Below are 25,176 nucleotides of genomic sequence, written 5' to 3'. Positions count from 1 at the left end.
GTACAACGATTTACACTGGCGGATTGTGACAACAGAAGCGAACATGGAGGTGGATCCAGTCAATCCCGCATTCGCCAAGGCTTGGGAGCAAGGCGTATGTAAGCCGCCGAGCGTCGCCATTCGGACGCTGCACAATGTCATCAACCGGTATCTTGCGGTCACTCGACCGCAGGAAGTCGAGGAATTGAGCAGTGCCAACATTGACATCATCAGGTACCTTGTACGCAACGCCGACCGCGACGTGTTCCCGCAGGATGTGGAACGACGTTTCGGCATTACCCGGTCGACATCGTGCAGGGTTCTGGGACTGATGGAACGCAAGGGGCTGATCGCGCGCGAGCCGGTGCCGCAGGACGCGAGACTGAAGAAAATCGTCCTCACCGACAAGGCTCGGCATATCGACGATGAGCTATACGGCAATGCGGTGGCCATGGAAAAACTACTGCTACAAGGCCTGAGCGACGCTGAAATCCTCGGATTCATGCACACGCTCGACGTGATGCAGACGAATCTGATCCAAACCGGGGCAATCGGAAACGAAAACCGGTATTCCAGCCTGGCGCTACACGCCGAAGAAATAGACGAATCACAAGCAGAGGAAACAGGAAAGGAACAATAGTGACGGCAACAACACAAGCCGCGGCGCAGCCCCAGCAGGCTGCGCAGGCCAAGCGCCCCAAGCGGCATATGCTGCGTACGCTCGGCAGATCGCTGCGCGAATACAAAAAAGTCAGCATTCTCACCCCGGTGGCCGTGGTCATCGAAGGCATTCTCGAAATTCTCATCCCCACGGTAATGGCTTCGCTCATCGACGAAGGCATCAGCGGCGGCAGCATGCCGGCCATCATCAAATTCGGCCTGATTCTGCTGCTGTGCTCGCTGTGCTCGCTCGCCGCAGGCTTCCTCGCCGGCAAGTTCGCCGCGATCGCCGGCGCCGGCTTCGCCAAGAACCTGCGCCACGACGAGTTCGAAAAGGTGCAGGGCTTCAGCTTCACCAACATCGACCGGTTCTCCACCGGTTCGATCATCACCAGGCTTACCACCGACGTGACCAACCTGCAGAACGCCTATTCCATGATCATCCGTATGGGCGTGCGCGCCCCGATCATGATGGTCGTGGCCTGGATCTTCTCGTTCCGCATCAGCCCGTCGATCTCCCTTGTGTTCCTGGCCTGCATCCCGATTCTCGCCATCGGACTGTGCGGACTTGCAGTGTACGTGCACCCGGTGTTCGAACGCGTGTTCCACACCTACGACAAGCTCAACAATGTGGTCGACGAGAACCTGCAAGGCATCCGCGTGGTCAAGTCCTACACCCGCGAATCCCATGAGATCACCAAGTTCGGCCGTATCTCCCAGCGCATCTACAAGGACTTCAGCAAGGCCGACCGCGTGATGAGCTTCAACAACCCGCTCATGATGGTCTGCGTGTACGTCTCGATGATCCTCATCGCATGGATGGGCGCCAAGCAGATCGTGGCCTCCGGCAACAATGCCGCGCTGGGCCTGACCACCGGCGACCTGACCGCATTGGTCACCTACGCCATGCAGATCCTCATGGCCATGATGATGCTGTCCATGATCTTCGTCATGTGCATCATCTCCCAGGCTTCCGCGGAACGCATCTGCCAGGTGCTCAACGAGGAAAGCACGGTGACCAATCCGGCCGATCCCGTCAAGGAAGTGGCCGACGGTTCCATCGAATTCAGCGACGTCAACTTCCGCTACTCCGATAATTCCGAAAAGCCGGTGCTTGACAACATCAACCTGAAGATCCGCTCCGGTATGACCGTCGGCATCGTCGGCGGCACCGGCTCCGCAAAATCCAGCCTGGTGCAACTCGTGCCGCGCCTGTACGACGTGACCTCCGGCTCGCTCAAGGTCGGCGGCGTCGACGTGCGCGACTACGACATGGAAGTGCTGCGCGACCAGGTCGCCATGGTATTGCAGAAGAACGTCCTGTTCTCCGGCACCATCGCCGACAATCTGCGCTGGGGCAACCCGAACGCCACCGACGAGGAGATCCGCCACGCCTGCCAGCTGGCCCAGGCCGACGGCTTCATCCAGGAATTCCCCGACAAGTACGACACCTACATCGAGCAGGGCGGCACCAACGTCTCCGGCGGTCAGCGCCAGCGTCTGTGCATCGCACGCGCGTTGCTGAAGAAGCCGAAGATCCTGATCCTCGACGATTCCACCTCTGCGGTCGACACCAAGACCGACCAGCTGATCCGCGCCGCGTTCCATAACGAGATCCCCGACACCACGAAGATCATCATCGCCCAGCGCATCGCATCCGTGCAGGAATCCGACATGATCCTCGTCATGGAGGAAGGCCGCATCACCGCATCTGGCACCCATGAGGAACTGCTGAAAACCTGCGACGAATACCGTTCCATCTACGAGTCGCAGACCAAGAACCAGGCACAGCCTGAGGAACTGCAATGAGAGGAGGTACGGAAATGAGCAAGAAAACCGCTGAGCAAACCATGCAAACCAAGCCGGGCGCAAAACCGCCGATGCAGAAAGCCGCGCCGGGAACCACCAAGCGCATCTTCGGCTACATCTTCCAATACAAGTGGCATGTCGTGGCGATCGTACTGTGCATTCTGGTCGGCGCGGCCGCCCAAGCCGGATCCGCACTGTTCCTGCAGTCGCTGATCGACAACTACATTCTGCCGCTGGTCGGCGTGAAGAACCCCGACTGGAGCCCGCTGCTACGCGTCCTGACACTCATGGCCTGCCTGTACGCCGCCGGCACCTTCTGCAGCTGGCTATGGCAGTGGCTCATCGTCACCGTCGAACAAGGCACCCTGAAGAAGATCCGCGACGACATGTTTGCCCACCAGCAGACACTGCCGATCCGCTACTTCGACACCAACGAGCACGGCGACATCATGAGCCGTTACACCAACGACACCGACACCCTGCGCCAGGCCATCAGCCAGTCCTTCCCGCAGATGTTCTCCTCCGTGATCTCCGCACTGGCCGCACTGGTCTCCATGCTGTGGCTGTCGGTGCCGGTCACGATCTTCGTACTCGTGTTCGCCGCGATCCTGTTCGTAGTCGTGCGCGCCATCGTCTCCCGCTCCGGCCGCTACTTTGTCAAGCAGCAGATGTGGATCGGCGACGTGAACGCCTTCGTCGAGGAATCCGTCAACGGTCAGAAGGTCATCAAGGTCTTCAACCATGAGGACGCCACCCAGAAGACCTTCGACGAGAAGAACGAGGAACTGTACAAGGCCTCCGCCGAAGCGAACACCTGGGGCAACGTGACCATGCCCGTCGTAGGCAACATGGGTTACATCCTCTACATCCTGCTCGCCATCGTCGGCGGATTCATGGCACTGTCCGGCGTGGGCAACTTCGGCCTTTCCGGCGCGGGAACACTCACCCTCGGCACCCTCATCTCCCTGCTGACACTGTCCCGCTCCTTCGTCAACCCGCTCGGCCAGGTCTCCATGCAGTTCAACATGGTGATGATGGCGCTCGCCGGCGCATCCCGCATCTTCCAGCTCATGGACGAAAAGCCCGAGGATGACGGCGGTTCCGTGACACTCGTCAACGTCGAACTCGGCGAGGACGGCCGCACTATGACCGAAGTCGATCACGAGACCGGCCACTGGGCATGGAAGCGCGAGGAAGGCGACGATGGCATGCGCTCGCTCAAGGCCGCGCAGTCGTTGAGCCCCAAGGCCGCGGAAGTGGCAAGGAAGGCACGCGAGAACGCGATCACCTCGCCCGACGGGCGTCTCACCCTGCTGCAGGGCGACGTGCGCTTCACCGACGTGACCTTCGGCTACGACCCGAGTAAGCCCGTGCTGCACGACATCACCTGGTTCGCCAAGCCCGGTCAGAAAGTCGCGCTGGTCGGCGCCACCGGTGCCGGCAAGACCACGGTGACCAATCTGATCAACCGTTTCTACGACATCCAGGAAGGCATGATCCTGTACGACGGCATTTCCGTCAAGGGCATCAGAAAGCCCGACCTGCGCAAGTCGCTCGGCATCGTGCTGCAGGACGTGAACCTGTTCACCGGCACCGTGATGGACAACATTCGCTACGGCAGGCTCGATGCCACCGACGAGGAGTGCATCGCGGCCGCCAAGCTCACCAACGCGGACAGTTTCATCCGCATGCTGCCCAACGGATACCAGACCGTGCTCGAAGGCGATGGCTCCGGCCTGTCCCAAGGCCAGCGCCAGCTGATCTCCATCGCCCGCGCCGCTGTGGCCGACCCGCCCGCTATGATCCTGGACGAGGCGACGTCCTCCATCGACACCCGCACCGAGGAAGTGGTGCAGGCCGGCATGGACAACCTCATGAAGGGGCGCACCGTGTTCGTGATCGCACACCGCCTGTCCACCGTGCGCAACTCCGATGTGATCATGGTGCTCGACCATGGCCGCATCATCGAACGCGGCTCGCACGACGAGCTCATCGCACAGAAGGGCGAATACTACCAGCTGTACACGGGAGCCGTGGAACTGGAGTAAACGGGGGCCGTTCAGCTCGTTGTACATGAAGAGCCAATGCTCTAGGCGAATACGGTGATGGCCGTGTCGGGAGCCACGCATGCGTGGCTCCCGACACGGCCATCACCGTACCTGATTGGGATTGTAAGTAGGTAGATAGTTCATGGTGGCGGTCATGCCGAATAATTCGAGAGCCGTGCCATGGCTGATATATAGACGCGCATAAATATGCCGACGAGGCAACCTGTGGTTGCTTTCCAACAGCGTTTGTTGCGGGAAGGCAACCACAGGGAGAGCGCATTGGCCGGCGCAAGCTGGGAACCGCTCAGCAGCGGTCATACGAGAAACGACGAATGCGCTTCAAGCACTCGACGCTTTCCGGCAGCCACGGCATGCCGATCACAAACACGTGCCCCAACGACTCATGCCGCTTCGGCTTCGGATCATACAATTCGAAATCCGCACCCTTGCGCGACAATGCGCAAGCCAGCGCAAGATTATCCGCCTCCAGAAAATCATCACTGCATGTGGTGATGAACAACGGTGGAAAATCAACGTTTCCCACTAGTCCCTCAACCGTCAGGAACTTCGGATCTGCGGCGTCAAGACCGGCGAAGAAGCCCGCGCCCAGCATGTGCTCAAGGTGCTCGCGGTCGGAGGGGTCGTACATGGAGCCTGCCTTGCCGTAGGTCGCGGCGACCGTTGCAGCCGAGGCGAGACTGTATGTGCCGCACACCGGGGCGGCGCCGGCGAATCCGATGTCGCTCGGTTCGTCCACGCCGAATGCGGCTGCGGCTTCGGCATTGTTCTCGATGGCGAGCGTCAGCATGGTCAACGCGCCGCCTGCCGAGTCTCCGGTCAGGAATATCGCGTTCGGATCGACCGGGTAATCGGCCAGATGCGCTGTGATCCAACGCAACGCCGCCTGCACGTCGGCCAATTGCCCGCGCAGATTGGTCTGGGGTGCGGGGCGGTAGCTCAACGAGAACACGGCGAATCCCTGATCGGCCAGATGCACGTTGAAGTTGCGGTTCAGTTCCTTGTATCCGTAGGTGAATCCGCCGCCGTGGATGTCGATGTATACGGGCAGCGTCTTGCCGCCGCGCAGCACGGCGTCGTGCGGCAGGTAGAGGTCGAGCAGATGGCCGCGGCATTGGCCTGATGCCTTGTCGTAGCCGCCGTCGGGCAGGTAGGGGATGTCGGCGATGGTGTCGATGCCTTCCGGCGTGTGCCAGAGTTCGGAACGCGAGGTGTCGCACAGGATGGAGCCGTAGCGCATGCCTTTTATGCCGATGGTTTGTTCGGGGGAGAGGCCTTCCAGGTCGCCGTCGGTTTCCGTCCAGGCTTCGGCGTTCCGCAGCATGGCCGGTGTGATTTCAGGGAATGACGCGAGCGTGCCAGTGGCGCTTTCATTGGTTTGGTTTGCTTGGGAATGAGTGTGTGCTGAGTCTGCCATCTTTGCCATCCTTGGGTGTTGTGCCGTTGCGTGAGCGGTGCTATGCGCATCGCATTTACTAGCAGTGTAGTCTCACGAGGTTCCCAAGTAACAGAAAAGGCTCCCAGATGGGAGCCTTTCGTAGTGGAGCGGACAACGGGACTCGAACCCGCGGTCTCAACCTTGGCAAGGTTGCGCTTTACCAACTAAGCTATGTCCGCAACGAATTTCTGCCGTGAGAAGCAGAAATTCAGTGGGTGATGTAGGAATCGAACCTACGACCCCTTCCGTGTGAAGGAAGTGCGCTAGCCGCTGCGCCAATCACCCGCGGGATGTTCCGCTCACTCTCGTGAGCTTCTCATCCGCTTCGCGTGGGCGATACAAGATTCGAACTTGTGACCCCTTCCGTGTCAGGGAAGTGCGCTACCTCTGCGCCAACCGCCCGAAGCGAGTGTTAGAATAAGCCCGCTTCGGTCGGAATGTCAATTACCGGCGTGTCGCAACGGTCTGTTGTCTCGAGTTCAAGGCGATGCGGCATGCATGGGGGAGCGATGTGCAGCATGGGTGTCCAATCCTTGCAAGCGCGATCTGTTCGGTTCGCACGGCGTGGTACAGTAAAGCGCTGAAACGCGAAAGCGACAACACGCTACAAAGCATCGATCCGTTATCAGCGGGGAGCTTTCGGAAGAACGGCGTGGATTGCGAGCCGAAGAGGCGAGCGGTCCGGCCTAGTAGAACCGACGGGATCGGCCCGACACAGCCGAGCATCAAGCGGTCACGCGGTGTTGCGGTAAGCAACGGCCGGCTGTGGCAAGCGAGGTGGTACCGCGGTGTGCCGGGAAACCGGCGGATCGTCCTCGTACATAGACCAACGAAGTGATAAGTGACGAGGAGCATACGGTGAGCGAATCCACCAATCATGTGTATCCGAAGGCTGCTGCCGGCGAGCAGAGCGCCAACGTCGCGCCGAACCCCAGCTTCCCCAAGCTGGAGGAGTCCGTGCTCGACTATTGGGACAAGGACGATACCTTCCAGAAGTCCATCGACCGCCGTCCGTCCGGCGATCACAGCCAGAACGAATTCGTGTTCTTCGACGGCCCGCCGTTCGCGAACGGCCTGCCGCATTACGGCCACCTGCTGACCGGTTACGCTAAAGACGTCATCCCGCGCTATCAGACCATGAAGGGCCACAAGGTCAACCGTGTGTTCGGCTGGGATACCCACGGTCTGCCCGCCGAGCTTGAGGCGCAGAAGGAACTGGGCATCGATTCCGTCGATCAGGTCAAGGAAATGGGCATCGACAAGTTCAATGATGCCTGCCGCGCCTCCGTGCTCAAGTACACCAACGAGTGGAAGGATTACGTCCACCGTCAGGCCCGCTGGGTCGACTTCGAGCACGGCTACAAGACTCTGAACATTCCGTACATGGAATCCGTGATGTGGGCGTTCAAGCAGCTGTACGACAAGGGTCTGGCCTACCAGGGCTACCGCGTGCTGCCGTACTGCCCGAAGGATCAGACGCCGCTTTCCGCGCACGAGTTGCGCATGGATGCGGATGTGTACCAGGATCGTCAGGACACCACCGTGTCCGTGGCTGTGAAGCTGCGCGACGAGGAGGACGCCTACGCCGTCTTCTGGACCACCACCCCGTGGACCGTTCCGACCAACTTCGCCATCGTGGTCGGTGCCGACATCGACTATGTGGAGGTGCGCCCGGCCGAAGGCAAGTTCGCGGGCAAGAAGTTCTACCTGGGCAAGCCGCTGCTCGGCTCCTACGAGAAGGAACTCGGCGAGAACTACGAGATCGTGCGCGAACTCAAGGGCTCCGAGATGGAAGGCTGGCGCTACTACCCGGTGTTCCCGTACTTCGCGGGCGATGAGAACGCCGTGGAAGGCAAGGTGCCGGGGCCGGAAGGTTATCAGATCTTCACCGCCGATTATGTCGACACCGTTGAGGGTACCGGCCTGGTGCATCAGGCTCCCTACGGCGAGGACGATATGAACACGCTGAACGCCAAGGGCATCAAGAGCGTGGACGTGCTCGACGCGGGCTGCAAGTTCACGTCGCTGTGCCCGGATTATGAGGGCATGTACGTGTTCGACGCGAACAAGCCGATCCTGCGCAACCTGCGTGCCGGTGACGGCCCGCTGGCCCGCGTGCCCGAGGAGCAGCGCGCCATCCTCTTCCAGGAGAAGAGCTACGTGCACTCCTACCCGCACTGCTGGCGTTGCGCCACGCCGCTCATCTACAAGCCGGTGAGCTCCTGGTTCGTGTCCGTGACCAAGATCAAGGATCGTCTGCTGGAACTCAACCAGCAGATCAACTGGATTCCGGACAACGTGAAGGATGGCCAGTTCGGCAAGTGGCTCGCCAACGCACGTGATTGGTCCATCTCCCGCAACCGTTTCTGGGGTTCCCCGATCCCGGTATGGGTGTCCGATGATCCGAAGTACCCGCGTGTGGACGTGTACGGTTCGCTGGACGAGCTGAAGGCCGACTTCGGCGACTACCCGCGCGACCATGAGGGCAATGTCAACATGCACCGCCCGTACATTGATGAGCTGACCCGCGTCAACCCGGACGATCCGACCGGCAAGAGCCACATGCACCGCATCAGCGACGTGATGGACTGCTGGTTCGAATCCGGTTCCATGAGCTTCGCCCAGTACCATTACCCGTTCGAGAACAAGGAAACCTTCGAACAGCATTTCCCGTGCGACTACATCGTGGAGTACATCGGCCAGACCCGTGGCTGGTTCTACGTGCAGCACATCATGGCGACCGCCCTGTTCGACCGCCCGGCGTTCAAGAACGTGATCTGCCATGGCATCGTACTTGGTTCCGATGGCCAGAAGATGAGCAAGCATCTGCGCAACTACCCGGATGTGAACGGTGTGTTCAACGATTTCGGTTCCGACGCCATGCGCTGGTTCCTCATGAGCTCGCCGATTCTGCGCGGCGGCAACCTGATCGTGACCGCGGATGGTATTCGTGACACCGTGCGTCAGGTCATGCTGCCGGTGTGGAGCTCCTACTACTTCTTCACTTTGTACGCGAACGCGGCCGGGTATGATGCGCGCACGCTGCGTGCCGACGAGGTGGCAGGCCTGCCGGAGATGGACCGTTATCTGCTGGCCCGTCTGCGCCGACTGGTGGAACAGACCCAGGATTCGCTGGACAACTTCTACATTTCCGACGCGTGCGATGCGGTGAGCGATTTCATCGACGTGCTGACCAACTGGTATATCCGCAACACCCGTGAACGTTTCGGTGCGGGCGACGAGCAGGCGTTCAACACGCTGTACACCGTGCTCGAAACCTTCATGCGCGTGCTGGCCCCGCTGGCTCCGATGGAAGCCGAAGCCGTGTGGCGTGGTCTGACCGGTGGCGAATCCGTGCATCTGGCCGATTGGCCGTTCCTGAAGGATAAGCTGACCGGCGAAACCACCGAATTGGGTGCTGTGCTGCAGGATGACGCCGCGCTGGTGGCTGCGATGGAGAAGGTGCGTGAGGTTGTCTCCGGCACGCTTTCCATGCGTAAGGCCAAGCAGATTCGCGTGCGCCAGCCGCTCGCCAAGCTGACCGTGGTGGTTGAGGCCCCGCAGGCCGTGGCCGCGTACACCGATATTCTGAAGTCCGAACTGAATGTGAAGGACGTTGAATTCTGCACGCTGGAGGATGCCGGTTCCCAGGGCCTGACGATCGTGAACGAGCTGCGCGTGAACGCGCGTGTGGCCGGCAAGCGTCTGCGTAAGGACGTGCAGTTCGCCATCAAGGCGTCCAAGAGCGGTGCATGGCATGTTAATGCGGACGGTGCGCCGGTGTGCGAGACGCCGAACGGTGAGATCGCGCTTGAGGAAGGCGAATACGAGCTGATCAACCGCGTGGAGGAGAAGGACGCGCAGGAGGCTGCGAACTCCGTGTCCGCCGCGCTGCCGACCGGTGGCTTCGTGATCCTCGACACCGAGCTCAACGATGATCTGCTGGCCGAAGGCTACGCCCGCGACGTGATCCGCGCCGTGCAGGAAGCCCGTAAGGCCGCCGGCCTGGAAATCTCCGACCGCATCACGCTGAAGGTGACCGTGCCCGCGGACGATGTGGCCAAGGTCGAACAGTTCAAGGACCTCGTGGCGCACGATACCTCGGCCGACAGCGTGGCTGTGGAAGCCGGCGCCGAAGGCTCCGAGCTGAGTGTGGAAGTCGCCAAGGCCTGAACGCTTATGAGCCTACGTGGGTATGGACTTGCGTAGGCTCATATATGGACTTGATTCGTGCCTGCGCATGTGCCGCGTATCGCTGTGCTGGCCGTGCGGTGGTACGGATCGCCGAGCGAGTGGTTCTCAGTGTTGTTCATGTGAGTCAAGCACACATCAGAAGTAGTACTTGAGAAGCAGTCGCGCTGCCGGGAGCCGGGTTCATGGGGTATGCTCATGAACCCGGCCCCCGGCTTTTTCTTTTTGCCGGCGAGCTGGAGCTGGGCTATGCGTGGTGGCGTTGCTTTTCCTGCTTGCGTGCGCTTATGTATCCCGGCCCGGTTTCCGCTGCTGGCAAGGTAGAAAATGTAAAGTAGGAATGGTAAGAAATGTCAAATAGGATTGGTAGGAAATGTAAAGTAGGCGCGTGAAAAACCTACTGGTTAAGCCAATTCCGCAAATCAATGATTTCCTGATCACACAGGCCATGCGCCATGCCAGGGTATTCGAACACCGTGCAGTTGCCCGTTGCCGTAAGCTTCGTTCGTGCACACTGCTGGTCGGCAGCGGGAATCGTATGGTCATCGGTGCCATAGCACAGCGCAAAACGAGTACGGCCCGCAGAAAGCTCGCTATCCGCCTCGCCCTTGAACGAGGGGCTGAGCAGAATCGCCGCATCGAACACGTCAGGGTGCTCCGCGACCATGCGATACGAGAGATATCCGCCCTGCGAAAAACCGATCAGCACCTTACGGAACCGTTGAAAAGCCGGGGCATCCAACAGTTTCACAACGCTATTGCCGATTGCTGTGCACGCGTTGCGGCGCTCGCTGACCGAGCAGCCGTCCGGGTACCAGTAGTAGCTGCCGATGTAGGGGCGTTCGTAGGTGCCGCGGAACGACAGATAGTTCGGGTGGCTGGGGTAGTCGGTGTGGTCGGATTGATGTGCGGCAGGGGAGTGAGCGGCAGCGGCGTTGCTGGCAATGCTGTTGGTTGTGGCGTTGCTGTTGGGGGCGTTGCCGTCGCAACAATTGATGCCGTAGATTGCGTTGATGATGCGGATCATTTCGGATTCGTCGTTGCTGTACCCGTGAAAACCAAGGAACAGCAGATTGTCGGATGTGGAAGCGCTCTCCTCGAAATCGATGGACCCCGTGACGTGCAGCTGCATGGTGTGCTCCTTTGTTTCCCTGTATATGCCATTATCGCGGGTAGGTGGAATTTGGCGCTTCCTAGGAAACGATGACGGGTGGCTTTCCCTGCATGTTGGTTGCATTGCGGAGAGGATGAGCGGGATGGTTGCAGCGGCAGGCGGCAAAAATATGTCGTATGGCGTGTCTTTGGCCATACATAGTCTATGCTGGCCTTCACAAGCATAAGCCGGAGCGACAATGAGCCAAAGGTGGCAAGTGCCTGCAAGGTTTGCTTTTGAAATGGGATTAAGGGGGGATTGCATGTCTGCCGATGGACTGGGGCTATCTGATCGCACAAGATCGATTTGGGGAAAGACGAATCGCGTGGATGACTCCGAATGGTTGCCGCTATACGTGCATATGGCTGATTCCGCCGCAGTGGCGACGAAAATCTGGGATACTTGGGTTCCTCAGGGCACTAAGGACGTGATTGCCCGAGATCTTGGCGGGGATGAAAAGCTGGCAAGGAAACTGGCGGTGTTTCTGGCAGGCGTGCATGATATCGGCAAGGCGACGCCGGTGTTCCAGGCGAAGCCCATTACTTTCGGCGCGGAGGCCGAAAGCTTTGCCTGGAAGGCCGAGAAAGCCGGTCTTCCCATGATTGCCGGCTTAAGGGATTGCAATCACCCTACGCATCCCATTGCAGGCGAGGCAATCCTTGAAGGGTACCTCATGCGCGTTCATGGTTGGGATAGAAAAACAGCCAGACAGTATGCGTGTGTTGTCGGTGGGCATCACGGTATCCCTCCGGATAAAAGCAAAGTCGAAGATGCAGGACTGGAGAAAAGGAGATCCGGCTTAGACTCCACCGAGTGGGTTGCGGCTCAGGACGAGCTCATTGGTTTCATCGCAGGCATAGCCGGTATAGGGCAAAGCGAATGGGCGTCCCTCTCCGATATAAGATTCAGCGTCCAGTCGGCTGTGCTGGCAACGGGGCTGGTCATTATGGCGGACTGGATTGCCAGCAACAGCGATGATGGCATGTTTCCCCTAGTGCGAACAGATCCTTGGACGGATGATGATGAAATGTCATCTCTCCTGGGCGACCGGGAAGGCGACGACATCCAGTCGTGGTCTGGTCTGCGGAGCCGGGCGAACAGGGCGTGGGCATATGTGCAATTGCCTCACGCATGGGTGCCGGAAGATGTTCCCTCGTCTTGCCAAGAGCTTTTCTCGACACGCTTCAGACTCCCCGAAGGCGCGAAGGTCCGTCCTGTCCAGGAGGAAGCGGTTCGGATCGCCAACAAGACCAAGCAGCCTGGGATTATGGTGATTGAGGCACCCATGGGTGAGGGAAAGACGGAGGCTGCGCTCGCCGCCGCCGAAATCTTGGCGCAACGCACCGGGCGAGGCGGCGTATGCGTGGCATTGCCGACGATGGCCACCACAGACGCGATGTTCACCCGAGTGCATCACTGGCTGGAAGCATTGCCATCCTGCGATTTCTCCAATGAGAAGACGGTCTGGCTGGCTCACGGTAAAGCACAGCTGAACAACGATTTCCGGAGCATCATCGCTTCGTCGCATCGCCGATTCTCCTCTGTCGATCAGGATGAAAATAAGTGGGGAAATCCAAGGAAACAGATCGACGTGCCGCCGGAAACCGTTGTTTCCGACTGGCTTTGGGGCCGCAAGAAAGGCGCGCTCGCCAATTTTCTTGTCTGTACGGTCGATCAGGTATTGATGGGTGCTTTGCAGATGAAGCATGTGGTGCTCCGTCAACTTGCGATGGCGAATAAAGTCGTCATTATCGACGAATGCCACGCGTATGACGCCTATATGCAGGAATACCTCAAGATGGCCTTGGAATGGCTTGGTGGCTATCGGACTCCGGTCATCCTGTTGTCTGCGACATTGCCTGAGCAGCAGCGTGCCGAAATGGTCGAAGCATATCTGAAAGGCTGGGGTAGTACAGAATGCAAATCCGGCAGTGCCACAGGGAAGCCCAGCATCTTGGAGATGCTACGTGCAGGCGACAGCCAAATCGAATGCAATGGTTCGGTTCATTCTTCTACGCCGCGAGGAGAGAAGCGCGTCATTTCGGATGCTTACCCTTTGCTGACCTATACCGAAGGTCATGAAATCAAGCATGTGGATGTAAAGCCGTCCGGTAGATCGATGGACGTTCGGTGCGAGATCATCGATGACAATGATGAGGCATTGCTTGGCTTGATGGACATATTGCTCGCGGATGGTGGCTGCATCGGCGTGATTTGCGATACGGTCGGGCGCGCGCAGCAAACGGCCGAATTGCTGGGCGGTCGTTATGGCAACGATCTTGTAAAACTGACGCATTCCCGTTTCATGGACATCGACCGCATGTCCAATGAGCGTGAACTTCGCGGCCTGCTGGGCCCTGAGAGCACGGTTGGGAATGGGAAACGCCCGGAGAAGCTGATAGTCGTCGGCACTCAGGTGTTGGAACAGTCGTTGGACATCGATTTCGATGCGTTGATAACGGATATTGCGCCGGTGGACCTGATCATGCAGCGTCTGGGGCGGGTGCATCGCCACCACCGTGGCGATGGTGAATGCGATCGTCCCCGATCCCTGCGCAAGGCGACATGCTATATCCGTGGCATTAAAACGTGGGAATCCGATGGGCCTGAATTCGCCAAGCGAGTGGATAGCGTATATGAGGCTGCTGCCCTGATGGAGGCTCTTGCGGTTTTAAATCTGCGTGATGCTGTCGCCTCCTGTGATCAACGGCTGCCGCAAGACATCGCGCATACTGTGCGAAGTGCGTATGGCGATGATCGTCGTACCCTCATACCCTCCGCATGGTTGGCGCGATATGACGATGCTTGTGCGAAGCGGGATGCGAAAAGAGCGAAGAAAAAGAAAAAAGCCGGTACATATCTTCTGCAGTCGGTGAAGTCGATGAACCAGAATCGATTGCTGGTGGACTGGTTCTCTACGCAAGTCGATGAAAACGACGAGGACAAAGGGCAGCGCGCGGTAAGGGATACGCAAGAGACTGTGGAGGTGATGCTGCTGCATGAATGCGACGGCGAGATACGTTTGATGCCTTGGGTGGGGAATGAGCGTGCCGGCGTGGAGAATGGTGCCGTTATCCCGACGACAGTTATGCCGGATGATGCCGTCGCCAAGGTCGCGGCCCAATGCGCGGTGAGATTGCCGATGGGATTATGTTTGCCGGACAAAATCGATGCTCTGATTGCTGCGCTGGAAGATGGATGCGCCTCCGAAGCTGCGTGTTGGCAGGAATCCCCTTGGCTTGCGGGAAAGCTGGCATTGTTCCTGCACGAGAAGACGAACGGTTTCGTGTCCTCCGAGCTGTGCGGGAATGCGATCGCTTATTCGCGTGAGACGGGGTTGACATATCACAGGAAAGAGGATAATTAAGATGGGACAAAGGTGTATTGTCCTCGTTGAAAGACGAAGTCAAAGCTGATAGGGAGGGGAATCGATGGCAGACAATATCTTTTCCTTGCTGGACGAGCCTTGGGTGCAGGTTGTCTATCGTGACGGGCATCCTGGCGAGATATCGTTGCGGCAGATTTTCTCGGATGCTCCGGATATCAAGGAGCTGTCGGGTGACATCCCGCAGCAGAAGCTTCCGCTGATCCGACTGTTCCTTGCGATTCTGTATCGCGCATACCGTGTCGTCGGCGTCAACGAGGAGCAGATGCGCGAGCTGTGGAAAGAAATCTTTTCTTCGAAACACTTCGATATGGATATCGTGAGTCGGTATCTTGATAAATGGGAAGACCGCTTCTTCTTGATTGGGGAACGCCCGTTCTTTCAGATTCCCGATCTGGAATACGTGGGCGCAAAGCCTTATTCCCCAGTTTCGGAAATGATCGCTGACGTTCCCAAGCCGGACAAGTACCTGTTCTCGATGCGAAGCATGGAAGAGACCGACAGCATCTCATTTGCTGAGGCAAGTCGATGGCTGGTGTTTATGCAGGCATACGACATTGCAGGAATCAAAACGCCGGTAAAGGGAAACACGTATGTCAAAGGAGGAAAGGTCTATTCTCCCAAGGGGATGAGTACGGGATGGTTGGGTGCCATTGGCGGTCTGTATGCGGAAGGACGGAACCTTTTTGAAACGTTGATGCTCAATTGGGTTCTTTATGATACGAAATACGATTCCGAACGATATCGTCTATTCGGCAATGAGCGAGATGTCCCAGTCTGGGAGCAAAACAATATACCTTCTCCCGACTTGGATAATCAATCCACATTTGCCGGACCTGTACAGGCGATGACATGGCAGTCGCGTCGTCTTCGGTTGGTGCCAAACGAAGATGTTACAAGAATCGTCGGTGTGGTGTATTGCTATGGGGATGTTGTGTCTCCAGATGATACCGATGGTTTTGAGAAGATGACTGCCTGGAGAAGTATTCCGCAGCAGAAGAAGGGACTTCCAACGCATAAGCCAGTTATGCACGATGCGAGCAAGGCATTGTGGCGTGGCTTAGAACCTATCCTTTGCGTGAAGGATGATGATGATTGCAGGCCTGGACTTATCCGGTGGTTGGAAGAAATCCGCACTGAGATATTCGATTCTGAAGATCATGTGTTGAATCTGGTGACGATTCATGCGCAAGGTATGGTCTATGGATCGCAGAGCAGCGTGTTCGAAACCGGAATCGACGATACGCTTTCGCTGAATACAATTATGTTCCGCCATGACTATGATGGAATAGCGGCGGTGATAGATGTGGCCAAAAGCGCTGACAACGCAGTGCAGGCCTTAACCCAATTCATTCGTAATCTGCAAATGTCAGCAGGTGATAAAGGCAAATCTGCAAAAGTGGAGAATCGAATCGAGGAACGAATTCGGGAAAGTGCATATACGGAGCTTGATAGACTTTGCCGAGACGAGCTGGCGGCTTTCGATAAATCCAAAGATTTCATTAAGTACTCTAATGATTGGAAGGATAAGATTCACCGCCGATTGCTTGAGATGGAACGGGACTATTTGGACCAGTCTTCGGTTCCGGTTTTTGACGAACATGAATTTGATAATAAACGTAAATCTCATACATCAAACATGATGAAGGCAACCCGTGCGCAATTATCGTTCCAGTCTAAGCTCAACAGGGAGCTTGGCTCGCTGAAACGAGAATCTTCAGTACATTCGGATAAAGGAGCAAGTGACTATGACGTCATCCATATATGACAAAGCGAATGCCGTCGGCAAATATGCTGCCAAACTGATATTCAGTGTGCAGCATGAATATGCCGCCGAAAGCGGCAGCAGCCCAAGCAGCCGTGCCCGTCTTGCTCGAATGCGCCGGGATCTGGATGGAATGTCCCCATCCTGGATGCTGATTGGTGACGAATTGTTCACGGATTGGCCTCAGGATCTTGCCGAGCCTTCAGATGGTTCGCCTGAATTTGATCGTCAGGTTAATGCCGTCCGTGCCGTGTTGGGGCTGTATGCGGTGCATCAGCAATCGAAGAGGCAAGGGGTTGCTCAGCCTTATCAGAAAGATCCGAGCAAGAGAATGACGTTCGGCCGTGCGTGCAGGGAACTCGCTCCCGATTTGGAACAGGGTAAGGGTATCTTGCGACGGTTGCGAGTCGCCGAGAATGCTCCTGATTTCAATGGAACGGTACGTGCTGTTCGTGCTCTCATCACGTTGATGCGTAAGACAGATGTTCAGGTCGATTATGGTTCTTTGGCCCGTGATCTGTACCTAGTACAACTTGCGGATAAACGTGGCAAGGTATTCCAGCAGTGGGGCAAGGATTATTACTGTTGGAAGCCCGTTTCAGCGCAGAAGCAGCAGTAATTAGGTTCATTCAAAAATATAAAACCAGCAAAATCTATTAGAAAAGAGACAAAGACCATGTTCATGGATATCCATTGCATTCAGCAAGTGCCGCCGAGCAACATCAATCGCGACGATACTGGAAGCCCGAAAACTGCATACGTTGGAGGTGCTCTGAGATCTCGTGTCTCCAGCCAGGCTTGGAAGCGCGCCATGCGTGGCGTTTTCGACGACATGCTGGATAGCGACAAGTTGGGAAAGCGCACCAAGGGTGTTGTAGCTCTGATTGCCAGTTCTATCACTGCGAAGCGGCCTGATCTGGCGGAATCTGCTGAAGAGCTTGGACAAAGGGTACTGGCTCTGGAGGGTATAGGTGTTAAAGCCTCGAACCGTGCTGGATCTGATAAGGGAACGTTGGTAACGGACTATCTGATTTTCATCGCCAATAACGAGATTGATAAACTCGCTGATTGGGCAATTGCAGCTTCAGACAAGGGCAGGGATTTTTCCAAGGTGGGAAAGAAGGGCCTTTCCAAGGCAGAAAAAACGGATCTTGCTAAGATGAAGAATGAAGTGTCTGAGATTTTCCACGGACCGCAGGCCATTGATATCGCCTTGTTCGGCCGTATGCTGGCTAATGCCCCGGATCTGAACACCGACGCCTCTGCACAGGTGGCTCACGCGTTCTCCATCGATCAGATTACGCCTGAATATGATTACTTCACCGCAGTCGATGATTGTGCGTCCGAGGATAATGCGGGTGCGGCCATGCTCGATACGGTCGGTTTTAACTCTTCGACGTTGTATCGCTATGCGGCGGTGAACATCGACGCATTGAAAGAACAGTTGCAGGATGCATCTGCGGCGGTGGAAGGTGCTGTTGCCTTTGTTGAGGCCTTCATCAAATCTATGCCTTCCGGCAAGCAGAACACCTTTGCCAACCATACGCTGCCCGAAGACGTGGTGGTGGTGCTCCGCGATTCCCAGCCGATTAGCGCTGCGGATGCGTTCGAGGAGCCGGTGAGGCGCAAAGAAGGCGTATCCGTTTCCCGCCAGGGCATCGAGCGTCTCGGCAAGCGCTTGAACGAGATCCGCGTGAATTATAGTGAGGAGCCGGTGAAGGCATGGTATATCGCATCCGGTGGGGAAGTGGATTCTCTGAAGGAGTGGAGCGAACAGGTCTCGTTGCCGGACCTCGAGCATGGTTTGCGGGAAACTCTGAACGCCGTATACTCGGCGTGACATTCGAGGGGGTCTACAATGAGCGTTCTGTTATTGCAATTGGCGGGTCCATTGCAGTCATGGGGCGATTCTTCGCGATTCGTTCGGCGTGAGACACGTAACGAGCCGACCAAAAGTGGCGTAATCGGTATGCTGGCTTCGGCGCAGGGTCGCAGTCGTGAGGATTCCATAGAGGATTTGCTGGGAATATCGTTTGGTGTGCGCACTGAACAACATGGCAGAGTGATTCGTGATTTGCAAACAGAGAAATCTATGACGCGGAAACGCAACTCCAATAAATTCGACAAGGAGATGCCGCTAACATACCGCTACTATTTATCGGATGCGCGCTTTCTGGTCGCACTTGGTGCTGATCGAGCGGTTCTGGAAACCCTGGAGCAGGCGATTCGTTCGCCCAAGTGGCCGCTTTACCTAGGCAGGCGTTCCTGCCCGCCGGATTATCCGCTGTCATTGGGAATTCGTGACGAGTACGAGGATGTTAGGAAGGCTCTGGAGTCTGAGCCTTGGCATGCTGCGGATTGGTATAAAAGACGCTACGGGCATCAAAAATTGGAGATCGTCTGTGATGCGTTGGAGGGTGATGACACGGAGGCTTGGTCTGATTTGCCATTAAGTTTCAGCTCCAGCGGGCGTCGGTACGCGGATCGTGCCGTGCGGCGATATCACATATCCAACCCTGATGAGCCGAAGGACGGGGATGATGACAACAGCAGGCCTCCCTCCTTCGAATCTACAGGTGAAGATGATCCCATGAACTTTGCATAGGGGAGAAGCAATGTTTATCTCAAGAATTCCTTTGAATAAGGTGCGCTATGGTGCGCGGCAGCTTATCGGTTCGCCATACAAGCTGCACGCCGCAGTGGAGTGCAGCTTTCCTCCCGATGCTGTTCGGAAGAACGATGAGGGTCGCATCCTTTGGCGGTTGGATGCGCTGACGAACGATAAAGGTGTCTGGCTCTATGTAGTGAGCCCAGAAAAGCCGGATTTTACTCATATCGTCGAACAAGCCGGTTGGCCGATGCATGAGGAGTGGGAGACGAAGAACTATGCCCCGCTGCTCGAGCGTATCGCAAAAGGTCAGCAATGGCATTTCAGGCTTCGCGCGAATCCGGCTCGAAAGGCAAGCGAGGATAAAGGGCGCCGGCATCGAGCCGAGGGAATTGTCGGCAAGATCCAAGGCCATGTCACGGTCGATCAGCAAATGCAGTGGTTGATTGATCGTTCGGCATCACATGGTTTTAAGATTCTTGACAATGAGGCCGGGCAGTCTGACGTAGTAGTGAAGGAGCGCCATAAAGAGCAGTTCAAACGAGGCGATGCGACTGTTACCTTGGTTACGGCTGTTTTCGAGGGGCATCTCGAAGTCACTGATGCTGACCTATTCCGTGAAACCTTGTGCCAAGGCATAGGAAGAGCGAAAGGGTTCGGATGCGGATTGCTGACGGTCGCTCCGGACGTAAAGAACAAGGTTGAATGATGATCGAGCAGACTGAGGACGGTGACGGATCCCGAATCGTCTCTTCAAGTGATACGTCTGGTGGCAGTCCTGCCAGAGGAGCACACTCATTTTTGGGGACGCCGCCGCCGGAGATCACTGAACTCGTTCGTGCCGAGGATCGTTTGTCCTTCGCCTATTTCGAGCATTGTACTATCGGCCGCGATGATAATGCCATTACCGCGACCGATAGCGCCGGTGTGATTCATATTCCTGCGGCGACGCTGAGCGTGTTGATGCTGGGGCCTGGAACACGAGTGACACATCAGGCGATGACCGTCATAGGCGAAAACGGTGCCACTGTGATCTGGGTCGGGGAACGGGGCGTGCGCATGTATGCGTTTGGGAAGCCATTAACCCATTCGTCCGCGCTGTTGCAGAAACAGGCGGAACTGGTATCGAACACCAGGAAGCGCCTTTCTGTGGCGAGGAGGATGTATCAGATGCGTTTCCCTGGCGAAGATGTGAGTGGTTTGACCATGCAACAGCTTCGAGGACGCGAAGGGGCGCGTATACGACGTGTCTACCGCGAATGCTCTGCTCGCACGGGCGTGGAGTGGAATAAACGAACGTATGACCATGATGATTTCATGGCCGGTTCGGAAATTAATAAGGCACTGTCTGCCGCGCACACGTGTCTGTACGGTTTGGCTCACGCTGCGATCGTGGCGTTGGGGTGTTCTCCGGGATTGGGCTTCGTGCATGTAGGGCATGAGCGATCGTTCGTCTACGACATCGCCGATTTGTACAAGGCCGAACTATCGATTCCAGTTGCCTTTGAAACGGCAGCTGCAGAGCCTGAAGACATTGGATCAGCAACCCGTCATAACATCAGAGACGCGGTGTATGATCTCGGTCTCCTTAAACGGATGGTGAGAGATATCCGTGCATTACTGGGATCTCCGGAGACCGACGAGACTGTTGTGGATGCGGACCATGTGGGTTTGTGGGATGAACGGGTAGGGGAGGTCTCTGCTGGAAAATCCTATGGTGACGATGAATGGGACGGCGGCGAATGGTAGTGATTGTGCTGACGGCATGCCCAATCGGTTTGCGAGGAGATCTTACCCGTTGGTTATTGGAGATATCACCAGGGGTGTTTGTGGGGCATGTCGATGCTCGAGTTCGGGAAAAGATATGGAAACGTATCGTTGAACTATCAAAAGATGGCCGTGCCATCATGGTCTATTCTGCGCGTAATGAGCAGCATTTGGCATTTAAGGTACATCGAGCGGACTGGAAGCCCACGGATTGCGACGGGCTGGAGTTGGTGAAACGACCTAAAGAAACGAAGGAAAAATCATTCGCGGGCACGCCTCGCCGAGGTTGGAGCAACGCCAGTAAATATCGGAAGGCAAAGAAATATTCAAAGTAAAACTGAATGAAAAATACTCACGTGATGAGAATGTGCCTTGATATTATGCTATTTTCTTAGTGTGTTCCCCGCACACGCGGGGATGATCCCGCGGCGATACACACCATAGACGACACGCTGCTGTGTTCCCCGCACACGCGGGGATGATCCCATGCTCTCAATCTTCAAAAAAGAGAATCTCTAGTGTTCCCCGCACACGCGGGGATGATCCCCAACGGCGCGCTTACCAAATCACGGCCATATCGTGTTCCCCGCACACGCGGGGATGATCCCGGATGTGCTCGGAACTCCTGCGCAGCCCCCTCGTGTTCCCCGCACACGCGGGGATGATCCCACGGCCATCCGGTACCGGTAGGTCGTGTCGCCGTGTTCCCCGCACACGCGGGGATGATCCCGGCCTGCCTGTAGCAGTGCTCAGCGCCTGATAGTGTTCCCCGCACACGCGGGGATGATCCCGCTTACGCGAAGGCCACCGAGAAGGCAGTGCGGTGTTCCCCGCACACGCGGGGATGATCCCTTGTCGTGTGCGTGTTGCCTTTGGAATCGGTCGTGTTCCCCGCACACGCGGGGATGATCCCGGTAGAATTGACTCCATACATATATACCTCCTGTGTTCCCCGCACACGCGGGGATGATCCTTGTTCGGCAACGGTGACGTTTCGCTGACATTCGTGTTCCCCGCACACGCGGGGATGATCCCCAATGACAACCTACACCAAGACAGACAATTACGTGTTCCCCGCACACGCGGGGATGATCCCGGGGTGGTGTTAGGGAACGTCTGGAACATGCCGTGTTCCCCGCACACGCGGGGATGATCCCCGGTGGGGGAAGAAGAACATGCCGCCGTTCACGTGTTCCCCGCACACGCGGGGATGATCCCGCTTAGGCGTGAAGGTGCAGGCTATCGGCTATGTGTTCCCCGCACACGCGGGGATGATCCCTTCTTTTTCGTGACCACGTTCAAACGGTATCAGTGTTCCCCGCACACGCGGGGATGATCCCGGTTGGTGGCCGACGTGGCGGGCGAGATAGACGTGTTCCCCGCACACGCGGGGATGATCCCTCGATCCACGATTGCTCGATATTCGAGTAAGTGTGTTCCCCGCACACGCGGGGATGATCCCGGTGACGTTAGGCCGGTGCTTCCGCGTCGACTGTGTTCCCCGCACACGCGGGGATGATCCCTTCTAGGCCATGAATCGGTTGAGACCACGGAGGTGTTCCCCGCACACGCGGGGATGATCCCTACCCACGAAAGCATGAGGGAAACCGGAAACCGTGTTCCCCGCACACGCGGGGATGATCCCGGTGACGTTAGGCCGGTGCTTCCGCGTCGACTGTGTTCCCCGCACACGCGGGGATGATCCCCGCATTGGCCTTACCGTGATGGCGCAGAACGAGTGTTCCCCGCACACGCGGGGATGATCCCGACATACAGAACACGTGGAACGCGTTCTATCAGTGTTCCCCGCACACGCGGGGATGATCCCGGGCTGCTGCTAGCACGAGGACACGCACCACTGTGTTCCCCGCACACGCGGGGATGATCCCGGTTGGAAGCTTTTGACGGGAAAGGAATTGGAGTGTTCCCCGCACACGCGGGGATGATCCCATGATGATGGATTTGCATGGATACGCGCAGGCCGCGCCGCTCTAGTGTTCCCCGCACACGCGGGGATGATCCCGTGAGCTTCAATGTCTCCGCATCCGCCTGTTCGTGTTCCCCGCACACGCGGGGATGATCCCCCGCTCAGGCCGAGCTCGCGGGAGGTCAGGTCGTGTTCCCCGCACACGCGGGGATGATCCCAGGAACGAAGCGGAACTGCTCGACATGTCCGAGTGTTCCCCGCACACGCGGGGATGATCCTTGAGTCCATACATATATGTACCTCCTATCTCTGTGTTCCCCGCACACGCGGGGATGATCCCGGGTATGCAGTCACCCACATCACACTCCATATGTGTTCCCCGCACACGCGGGGATGATCCCACGCGCTGAAACACGGAAAAGCCCCTCCCCCCGTGTTCCCCGCACACGCGGGGATGATCCCTGTCCGTGTTCGGTGCGCGCGTTAATCAAATCGTGTTCCCCGCACACGCGGGGATGATCCCGAGAGCAAGACCTTCAACTCTAACGCGCCCCAGTGTTCCCCGCACACGCGGGGATGATCCCGAGCTTGGTAACGCTTGCTTCATCGATACTGGGTGTTCCCCGCACACGCGGGGATGATCCCTACACCGACGAACTCGGGGACAATCTTGCCGAGTGTTCCCCGCACACGCGGGGATGATCCTCCGCTTGGCCGACACAAGATCGCCGGCATCCAGTGTTCCCCGCACACGCGGGGATGATCCACCACATGGGGGCGCTCATATCTCGACCGCGGACGTGTTCCCCGCACACGCGGGGATGATCCCGGTTCCGGTCGTTCGACGGTTTCCTGCCGTTCGTGTTCCCCGCACACGCGGGGATGATCCACAAGCTTACCCGCGAGAAATTCCCGGAATTGCGGTGTTCCCCGCACACGCGGGGATGATCCCCAATGGCCGTAACCTGATAACTAACCCCAAGCGTGTTCCCCGCACACGCGGGGATGATCCCACGCCATGCTCTTTCAGGACGCGGAAACACTCGTGTTCCCCGCACACGCGGGGATGATCCCTTCCTGTAGCGCTTCTTGTCGAAGCTCATGTTGTGTTCCCCGCACACGCGGGGATGATCCCTTGCCGATATGCTCCAACGTACTCGCCATGTCGTGTTCCCCGCACACGCGGGGATGATCCCGATGCGCAATACATGCGTTGTTGTCGCAAGATGTGTTCCCCGCACACGCGGGGATGATCCCCGGTAACGGTTTGCGTGACAACGTTGATGCTTGTGTTCCCCGCACACGCGGGGATGATCCCAATGCATTAACCCAAGCACAGACCAACGCAGCGTGTTCCCCGCACACGCGGGGATGATCCCGGAGAAGCCGCCGTGGGTGATCGAAACGGTCAGTGTTCCCCGCACACGCGGGGATGATCCCAAGGCACACGCTTCTGCGCCATCCACACACACGTGTTCCCCGCACACGCGGGGATGATCCCGGCATATGGGGCGTATGGCGTACCCCTGCCACGTGTTCCCCGCACACGCGGGGATGATCCCGGGACGCGCACCGTCATGCCGTCCTCCGTCTCGTGTTCCCCGCACACGCGGGGATGATCCCTGCGTGGTGCCATAAAGGGTGTCTCGCACCTGGTGTTCCCCGCACACGCGGGGATGATCCCGACGAAGCCGCGTGGCAAGCGAAACTATATAAGTGTTCCCCGCACACGCGGGGATGATCCCCGGCGGCGCGCTTACCAAATCACGGCCATATCGTGTTCCCCGCACACGCGGGGATGATCCCCGTTTGGTTAACTCCAATATTACCCGTTCGGCGTGTTCCCCGCACACGCGGGGATGATCCCATCAACTACACCGGCCTTCCATGCGCCACGACGTGTTCCCCGCACACGCGGGGATGATCCCCCGCGAAAGAGTCAACCAGCGTATCCAAACCCGTGTTCCCCGCACACGCGGGGATGATCCCTCACCAACGCCATCAACAATCTAAGCGCGGACGTGTTCCCCGCACACGCGGGGATGATCCCCGATTATGCCACCAAGCAGTACGTCAACAGCAGTGTTCCCCGCACACGCGGGGATGATCCCGGGGTGGTATTAGGGAACGTCTGGAACATGCCGTGTTCCCCGCACACGCGGGGATGATCCCACCAACCGTGATATCTACCGCGAACTCGCCGTGTGTTCCCCGCACACGCGGGGATGATCCCACTATTAGGCAAATAGAGAGGATATGACCATAGTGTTCCCCGCACACGCGGGGATGATCCCAGCCCGGCATCAGGATGCACCGGCGCTTCGGCGTGTTCCCCGCACACGCGGGGATGATCCCGCGAACATCGATCGGGTCACGAAACTGCCGGAGTGTTCCCCGCACACGCGGGGATGATCCCGGGCATGAGTCC

At 57.6% G+C, this 25,176-nt stretch carries 14 protein-coding genes, 3 tRNA genes and 1 CRISPR repeat array (1 of these 18 only partly in view); of the genes, 12 read left to right on the top strand and 5 right to left on the bottom strand.

Annotated elements, in window-relative coordinates:
* The first annotated feature begins 25 nt into the window (after positions 1 to 25).
* The 3 genes from BBAG_RS06090 to BBAG_RS06080 all read left to right on the top strand — a co-directional run bounded on the left by BBAG_RS06090 (position 26) and on the right by BBAG_RS06080 (position 4,496).
* Positions 26 to 619 carry a MarR family winged helix-turn-helix transcriptional regulator gene (locus BBAG_RS06090; protein WP_231855852.1) on the top strand — a complete coding sequence of 198 codons (594 nt, stop codon included), beginning with the start codon at positions 26 to 28 and terminating at the stop codon, positions 617 to 619.
* Between the two features lie 68 nt (positions 620 to 687).
* On the top strand, positions 688 to 2,448 hold the full coding sequence (locus tag BBAG_RS06085) for an ABC transporter ATP-binding protein (RefSeq protein WP_407921666.1): 1,761 nt from the start codon (positions 688 to 690) through the stop codon (positions 2,446 to 2,448).
* Positions 2,449 to 2,489: 41 nt separating this feature from the next.
* Positions 2,490 to 4,496, top strand: a complete 2,007-nt coding sequence (locus BBAG_RS06080) for an ABC transporter ATP-binding protein (protein ID WP_033509077.1) — start codon at positions 2,490 to 2,492, stop codon at positions 4,494 to 4,496.
* Between the two features lie 304 nt (positions 4,497 to 4,800).
* Here the strand turns inward: BBAG_RS06080 and BBAG_RS06075 are convergent, their stop codons facing one another.
* From BBAG_RS06075 to BBAG_RS06060, 4 genes are all read right to left on the bottom strand, one after another.
* Positions 4,801 to 5,838 carry an alpha/beta hydrolase gene (locus tag BBAG_RS06075; RefSeq protein WP_047750286.1) on the bottom strand — a complete coding sequence of 346 codons (1,038 nt, stop codon included), beginning with the start codon at positions 5,836 to 5,838 and terminating at the stop codon, positions 4,801 to 4,803.
* 217 nt (positions 5,839 to 6,055) lie between these two features.
* A tRNA-Gly gene (locus BBAG_RS06070) sits at positions 6,056 to 6,131 on the bottom strand.
* Between the two features lie 33 nt (positions 6,132 to 6,164).
* A tRNA-Val gene (locus BBAG_RS06065) sits at positions 6,165 to 6,237 on the bottom strand.
* A 45-nt stretch (positions 6,238 to 6,282) separates the two neighbouring features.
* Positions 6,283 to 6,354, bottom strand: a tRNA-Val gene (locus BBAG_RS06060).
* Between the two features lie 456 nt (positions 6,355 to 6,810).
* On the opposite strand from BBAG_RS06060, the gene ileS reads away from it, so the two are divergent.
* Complete coding sequence (gene ileS / locus BBAG_RS06055) at positions 6,811 to 10,125, top strand: mupirocin-resistant isoleucine--tRNA ligase (RefSeq protein ID WP_033509061.1); 3,315 nt, start codon at positions 6,811 to 6,813, stop codon at positions 10,123 to 10,125.
* A gap of 415 nt (positions 10,126 to 10,540) precedes the next feature.
* Here the strand turns inward: ileS and BBAG_RS06050 are convergent, their stop codons facing one another.
* The gene (locus BBAG_RS06050; RefSeq protein WP_033509059.1) at positions 10,541 to 11,275 is read right to left on the bottom strand and encodes an alpha/beta hydrolase; all 735 of its coding nucleotides are present in this window, start codon (positions 11,273 to 11,275) and stop codon (positions 10,541 to 10,543) included.
* Positions 11,276 to 11,495: 220 nt separating this feature from the next.
* On the opposite strand from BBAG_RS06050, the gene cas3 reads away from it, so the two are divergent.
* The 8 genes from cas3 to cas2e all read left to right on the top strand — a co-directional run bounded on the left by cas3 (position 11,496) and on the right by cas2e (position 21,156).
* Positions 11,496 to 14,663, top strand: a complete 3,168-nt coding sequence (cas3, locus tag BBAG_RS06045; RefSeq protein ID WP_407921657.1) for a CRISPR-associated helicase Cas3' — start codon at positions 11,496 to 11,498, stop codon at positions 14,661 to 14,663.
* A gap of 64 nt (positions 14,664 to 14,727) precedes the next feature.
* Positions 14,728 to 16,449: a type I-E CRISPR-associated protein Cse1/CasA gene (casA, locus tag BBAG_RS06040; RefSeq protein ID WP_003827012.1), complete on the top strand. Its 1,722-nt coding sequence runs from the start codon at positions 14,728 to 14,730 to the stop codon at positions 16,447 to 16,449.
* Entirely contained in the window at positions 16,430 to 17,065 is a 636-nt protein-coding gene (gene casB / locus BBAG_RS06035; RefSeq protein WP_003827011.1) for a type I-E CRISPR-associated protein Cse2/CasB, read from the top strand. The genes casA and casB overlap by 20 nt, the downstream gene beginning before the upstream one ends.
* A 57-nt stretch (positions 17,066 to 17,122) precedes the next feature.
* Positions 17,123 to 18,286, top strand: a complete 1,164-nt coding sequence (gene cas7e / locus BBAG_RS06030) for a type I-E CRISPR-associated protein Cas7/Cse4/CasC (RefSeq protein ID WP_003827010.1) — start codon at positions 17,123 to 17,125, stop codon at positions 18,284 to 18,286.
* A gap of 18 nt (positions 18,287 to 18,304) precedes the next feature.
* Positions 18,305 to 19,051 (top strand): type I-E CRISPR-associated protein Cas5/CasD, encoded by a 747-nt coding sequence (gene cas5e, locus BBAG_RS06025; RefSeq protein WP_033509054.1) that lies wholly within the window; start codon positions 18,305 to 18,307, stop codon positions 19,049 to 19,051.
* Positions 19,052 to 19,061: 10 nt separating this feature from the next.
* Complete coding sequence (gene cas6e / locus BBAG_RS06020) at positions 19,062 to 19,763, top strand: type I-E CRISPR-associated protein Cas6/Cse3/CasE (RefSeq protein ID WP_003827007.1); 702 nt, start codon at positions 19,062 to 19,064, stop codon at positions 19,761 to 19,763.
* Positions 19,760 to 20,803: a type I-E CRISPR-associated endonuclease Cas1e gene (gene cas1e / locus BBAG_RS06015; protein WP_003827004.1), complete on the top strand. Its 1,044-nt coding sequence runs from the start codon at positions 19,760 to 19,762 to the stop codon at positions 20,801 to 20,803. The genes cas6e and cas1e overlap by 4 nt, the downstream gene beginning before the upstream one ends.
* A complete protein-coding gene (cas2e, locus tag BBAG_RS06010) occupies positions 20,797 to 21,156 on the top strand; it encodes a type I-E CRISPR-associated endoribonuclease Cas2e (RefSeq protein ID WP_033509052.1) in 360 nt (119 codons plus the stop codon). Before cas1e ends, cas2e begins: the two co-directional genes overlap by 7 nt.
* A gap of 61 nt (positions 21,157 to 21,217) precedes the next feature.
* Positions 21,218 to 25,176: a CRISPR direct-repeat array (repeat unit 29 nt; unit sequence GTGTTCCCCGCACACGCGGGGATGATCCC); it runs 6,946 nt beyond the window's last position.

Origin of the sequence: Bifidobacterium angulatum DSM 20098 = JCM 7096 (genome assembly GCF_001025155.1) — a bacterium.
GTDB lineage: Bacteria > Actinomycetota > Actinomycetes > Actinomycetales > Bifidobacteriaceae > Bifidobacterium > Bifidobacterium angulatum.
Note: the sequence above shows the minus strand (reverse complement) of the source record. Positions and strands in the feature narration are given on the sequence as shown.

Excerpts from the sequence above, each read along its gene's own strand:
- BBAG_RS06085 (WP_407921666.1), top strand. The coding sequence starts at position 688 with ATGCTGCGTACGCTCGGCAGATCGCTGCGCGAATACAAAAAAGTCAGC.
- BBAG_RS06080 (WP_033509077.1), top strand. The coding sequence starts at position 2,490 with ATGCAAACCAAGCCGGGCGCAAAACCGCCGATGCAGAAAGCCGCGCCG.
- BBAG_RS06075 (WP_047750286.1), bottom strand. The coding sequence starts at position 5,838 with ATGCTGCGGAACGCCGAAGCCTGGACGGAAACCGACGGCGACCTGGAA.
- BBAG_RS06050 (WP_033509059.1), bottom strand. The coding sequence starts at position 11,275 with ATGCAGCTGCACGTCACGGGGTCCATCGATTTCGAGGAGAGCGCTTCC.
- cas3 (WP_407921657.1), top strand. The coding sequence starts at position 11,496 with ATGAGCCAAAGGTGGCAAGTGCCTGCAAGGTTTGCTTTTGAAATGGGA.
- casA (WP_003827012.1), top strand. The coding sequence starts at position 14,728 with ATGGCAGACAATATCTTTTCCTTGCTGGACGAGCCTTGGGTGCAGGTT.
- casB (WP_003827011.1), top strand. The coding sequence starts at position 16,430 with ATGACGTCATCCATATATGACAAAGCGAATGCCGTCGGCAAATATGCT.
- cas7e (WP_003827010.1), top strand. The coding sequence starts at position 17,123 with ATGTTCATGGATATCCATTGCATTCAGCAAGTGCCGCCGAGCAACATC.
- cas5e (WP_033509054.1), top strand. The coding sequence starts at position 18,305 with ATGAGCGTTCTGTTATTGCAATTGGCGGGTCCATTGCAGTCATGGGGC.
- cas6e (WP_003827007.1), top strand. The coding sequence starts at position 19,062 with ATGTTTATCTCAAGAATTCCTTTGAATAAGGTGCGCTATGGTGCGCGG.
- cas1e (WP_003827004.1), top strand. The coding sequence starts at position 19,760 with ATGATGATCGAGCAGACTGAGGACGGTGACGGATCCCGAATCGTCTCT.
- cas2e (WP_033509052.1), top strand. The coding sequence starts at position 20,797 with ATGGTAGTGATTGTGCTGACGGCATGCCCAATCGGTTTGCGAGGAGAT.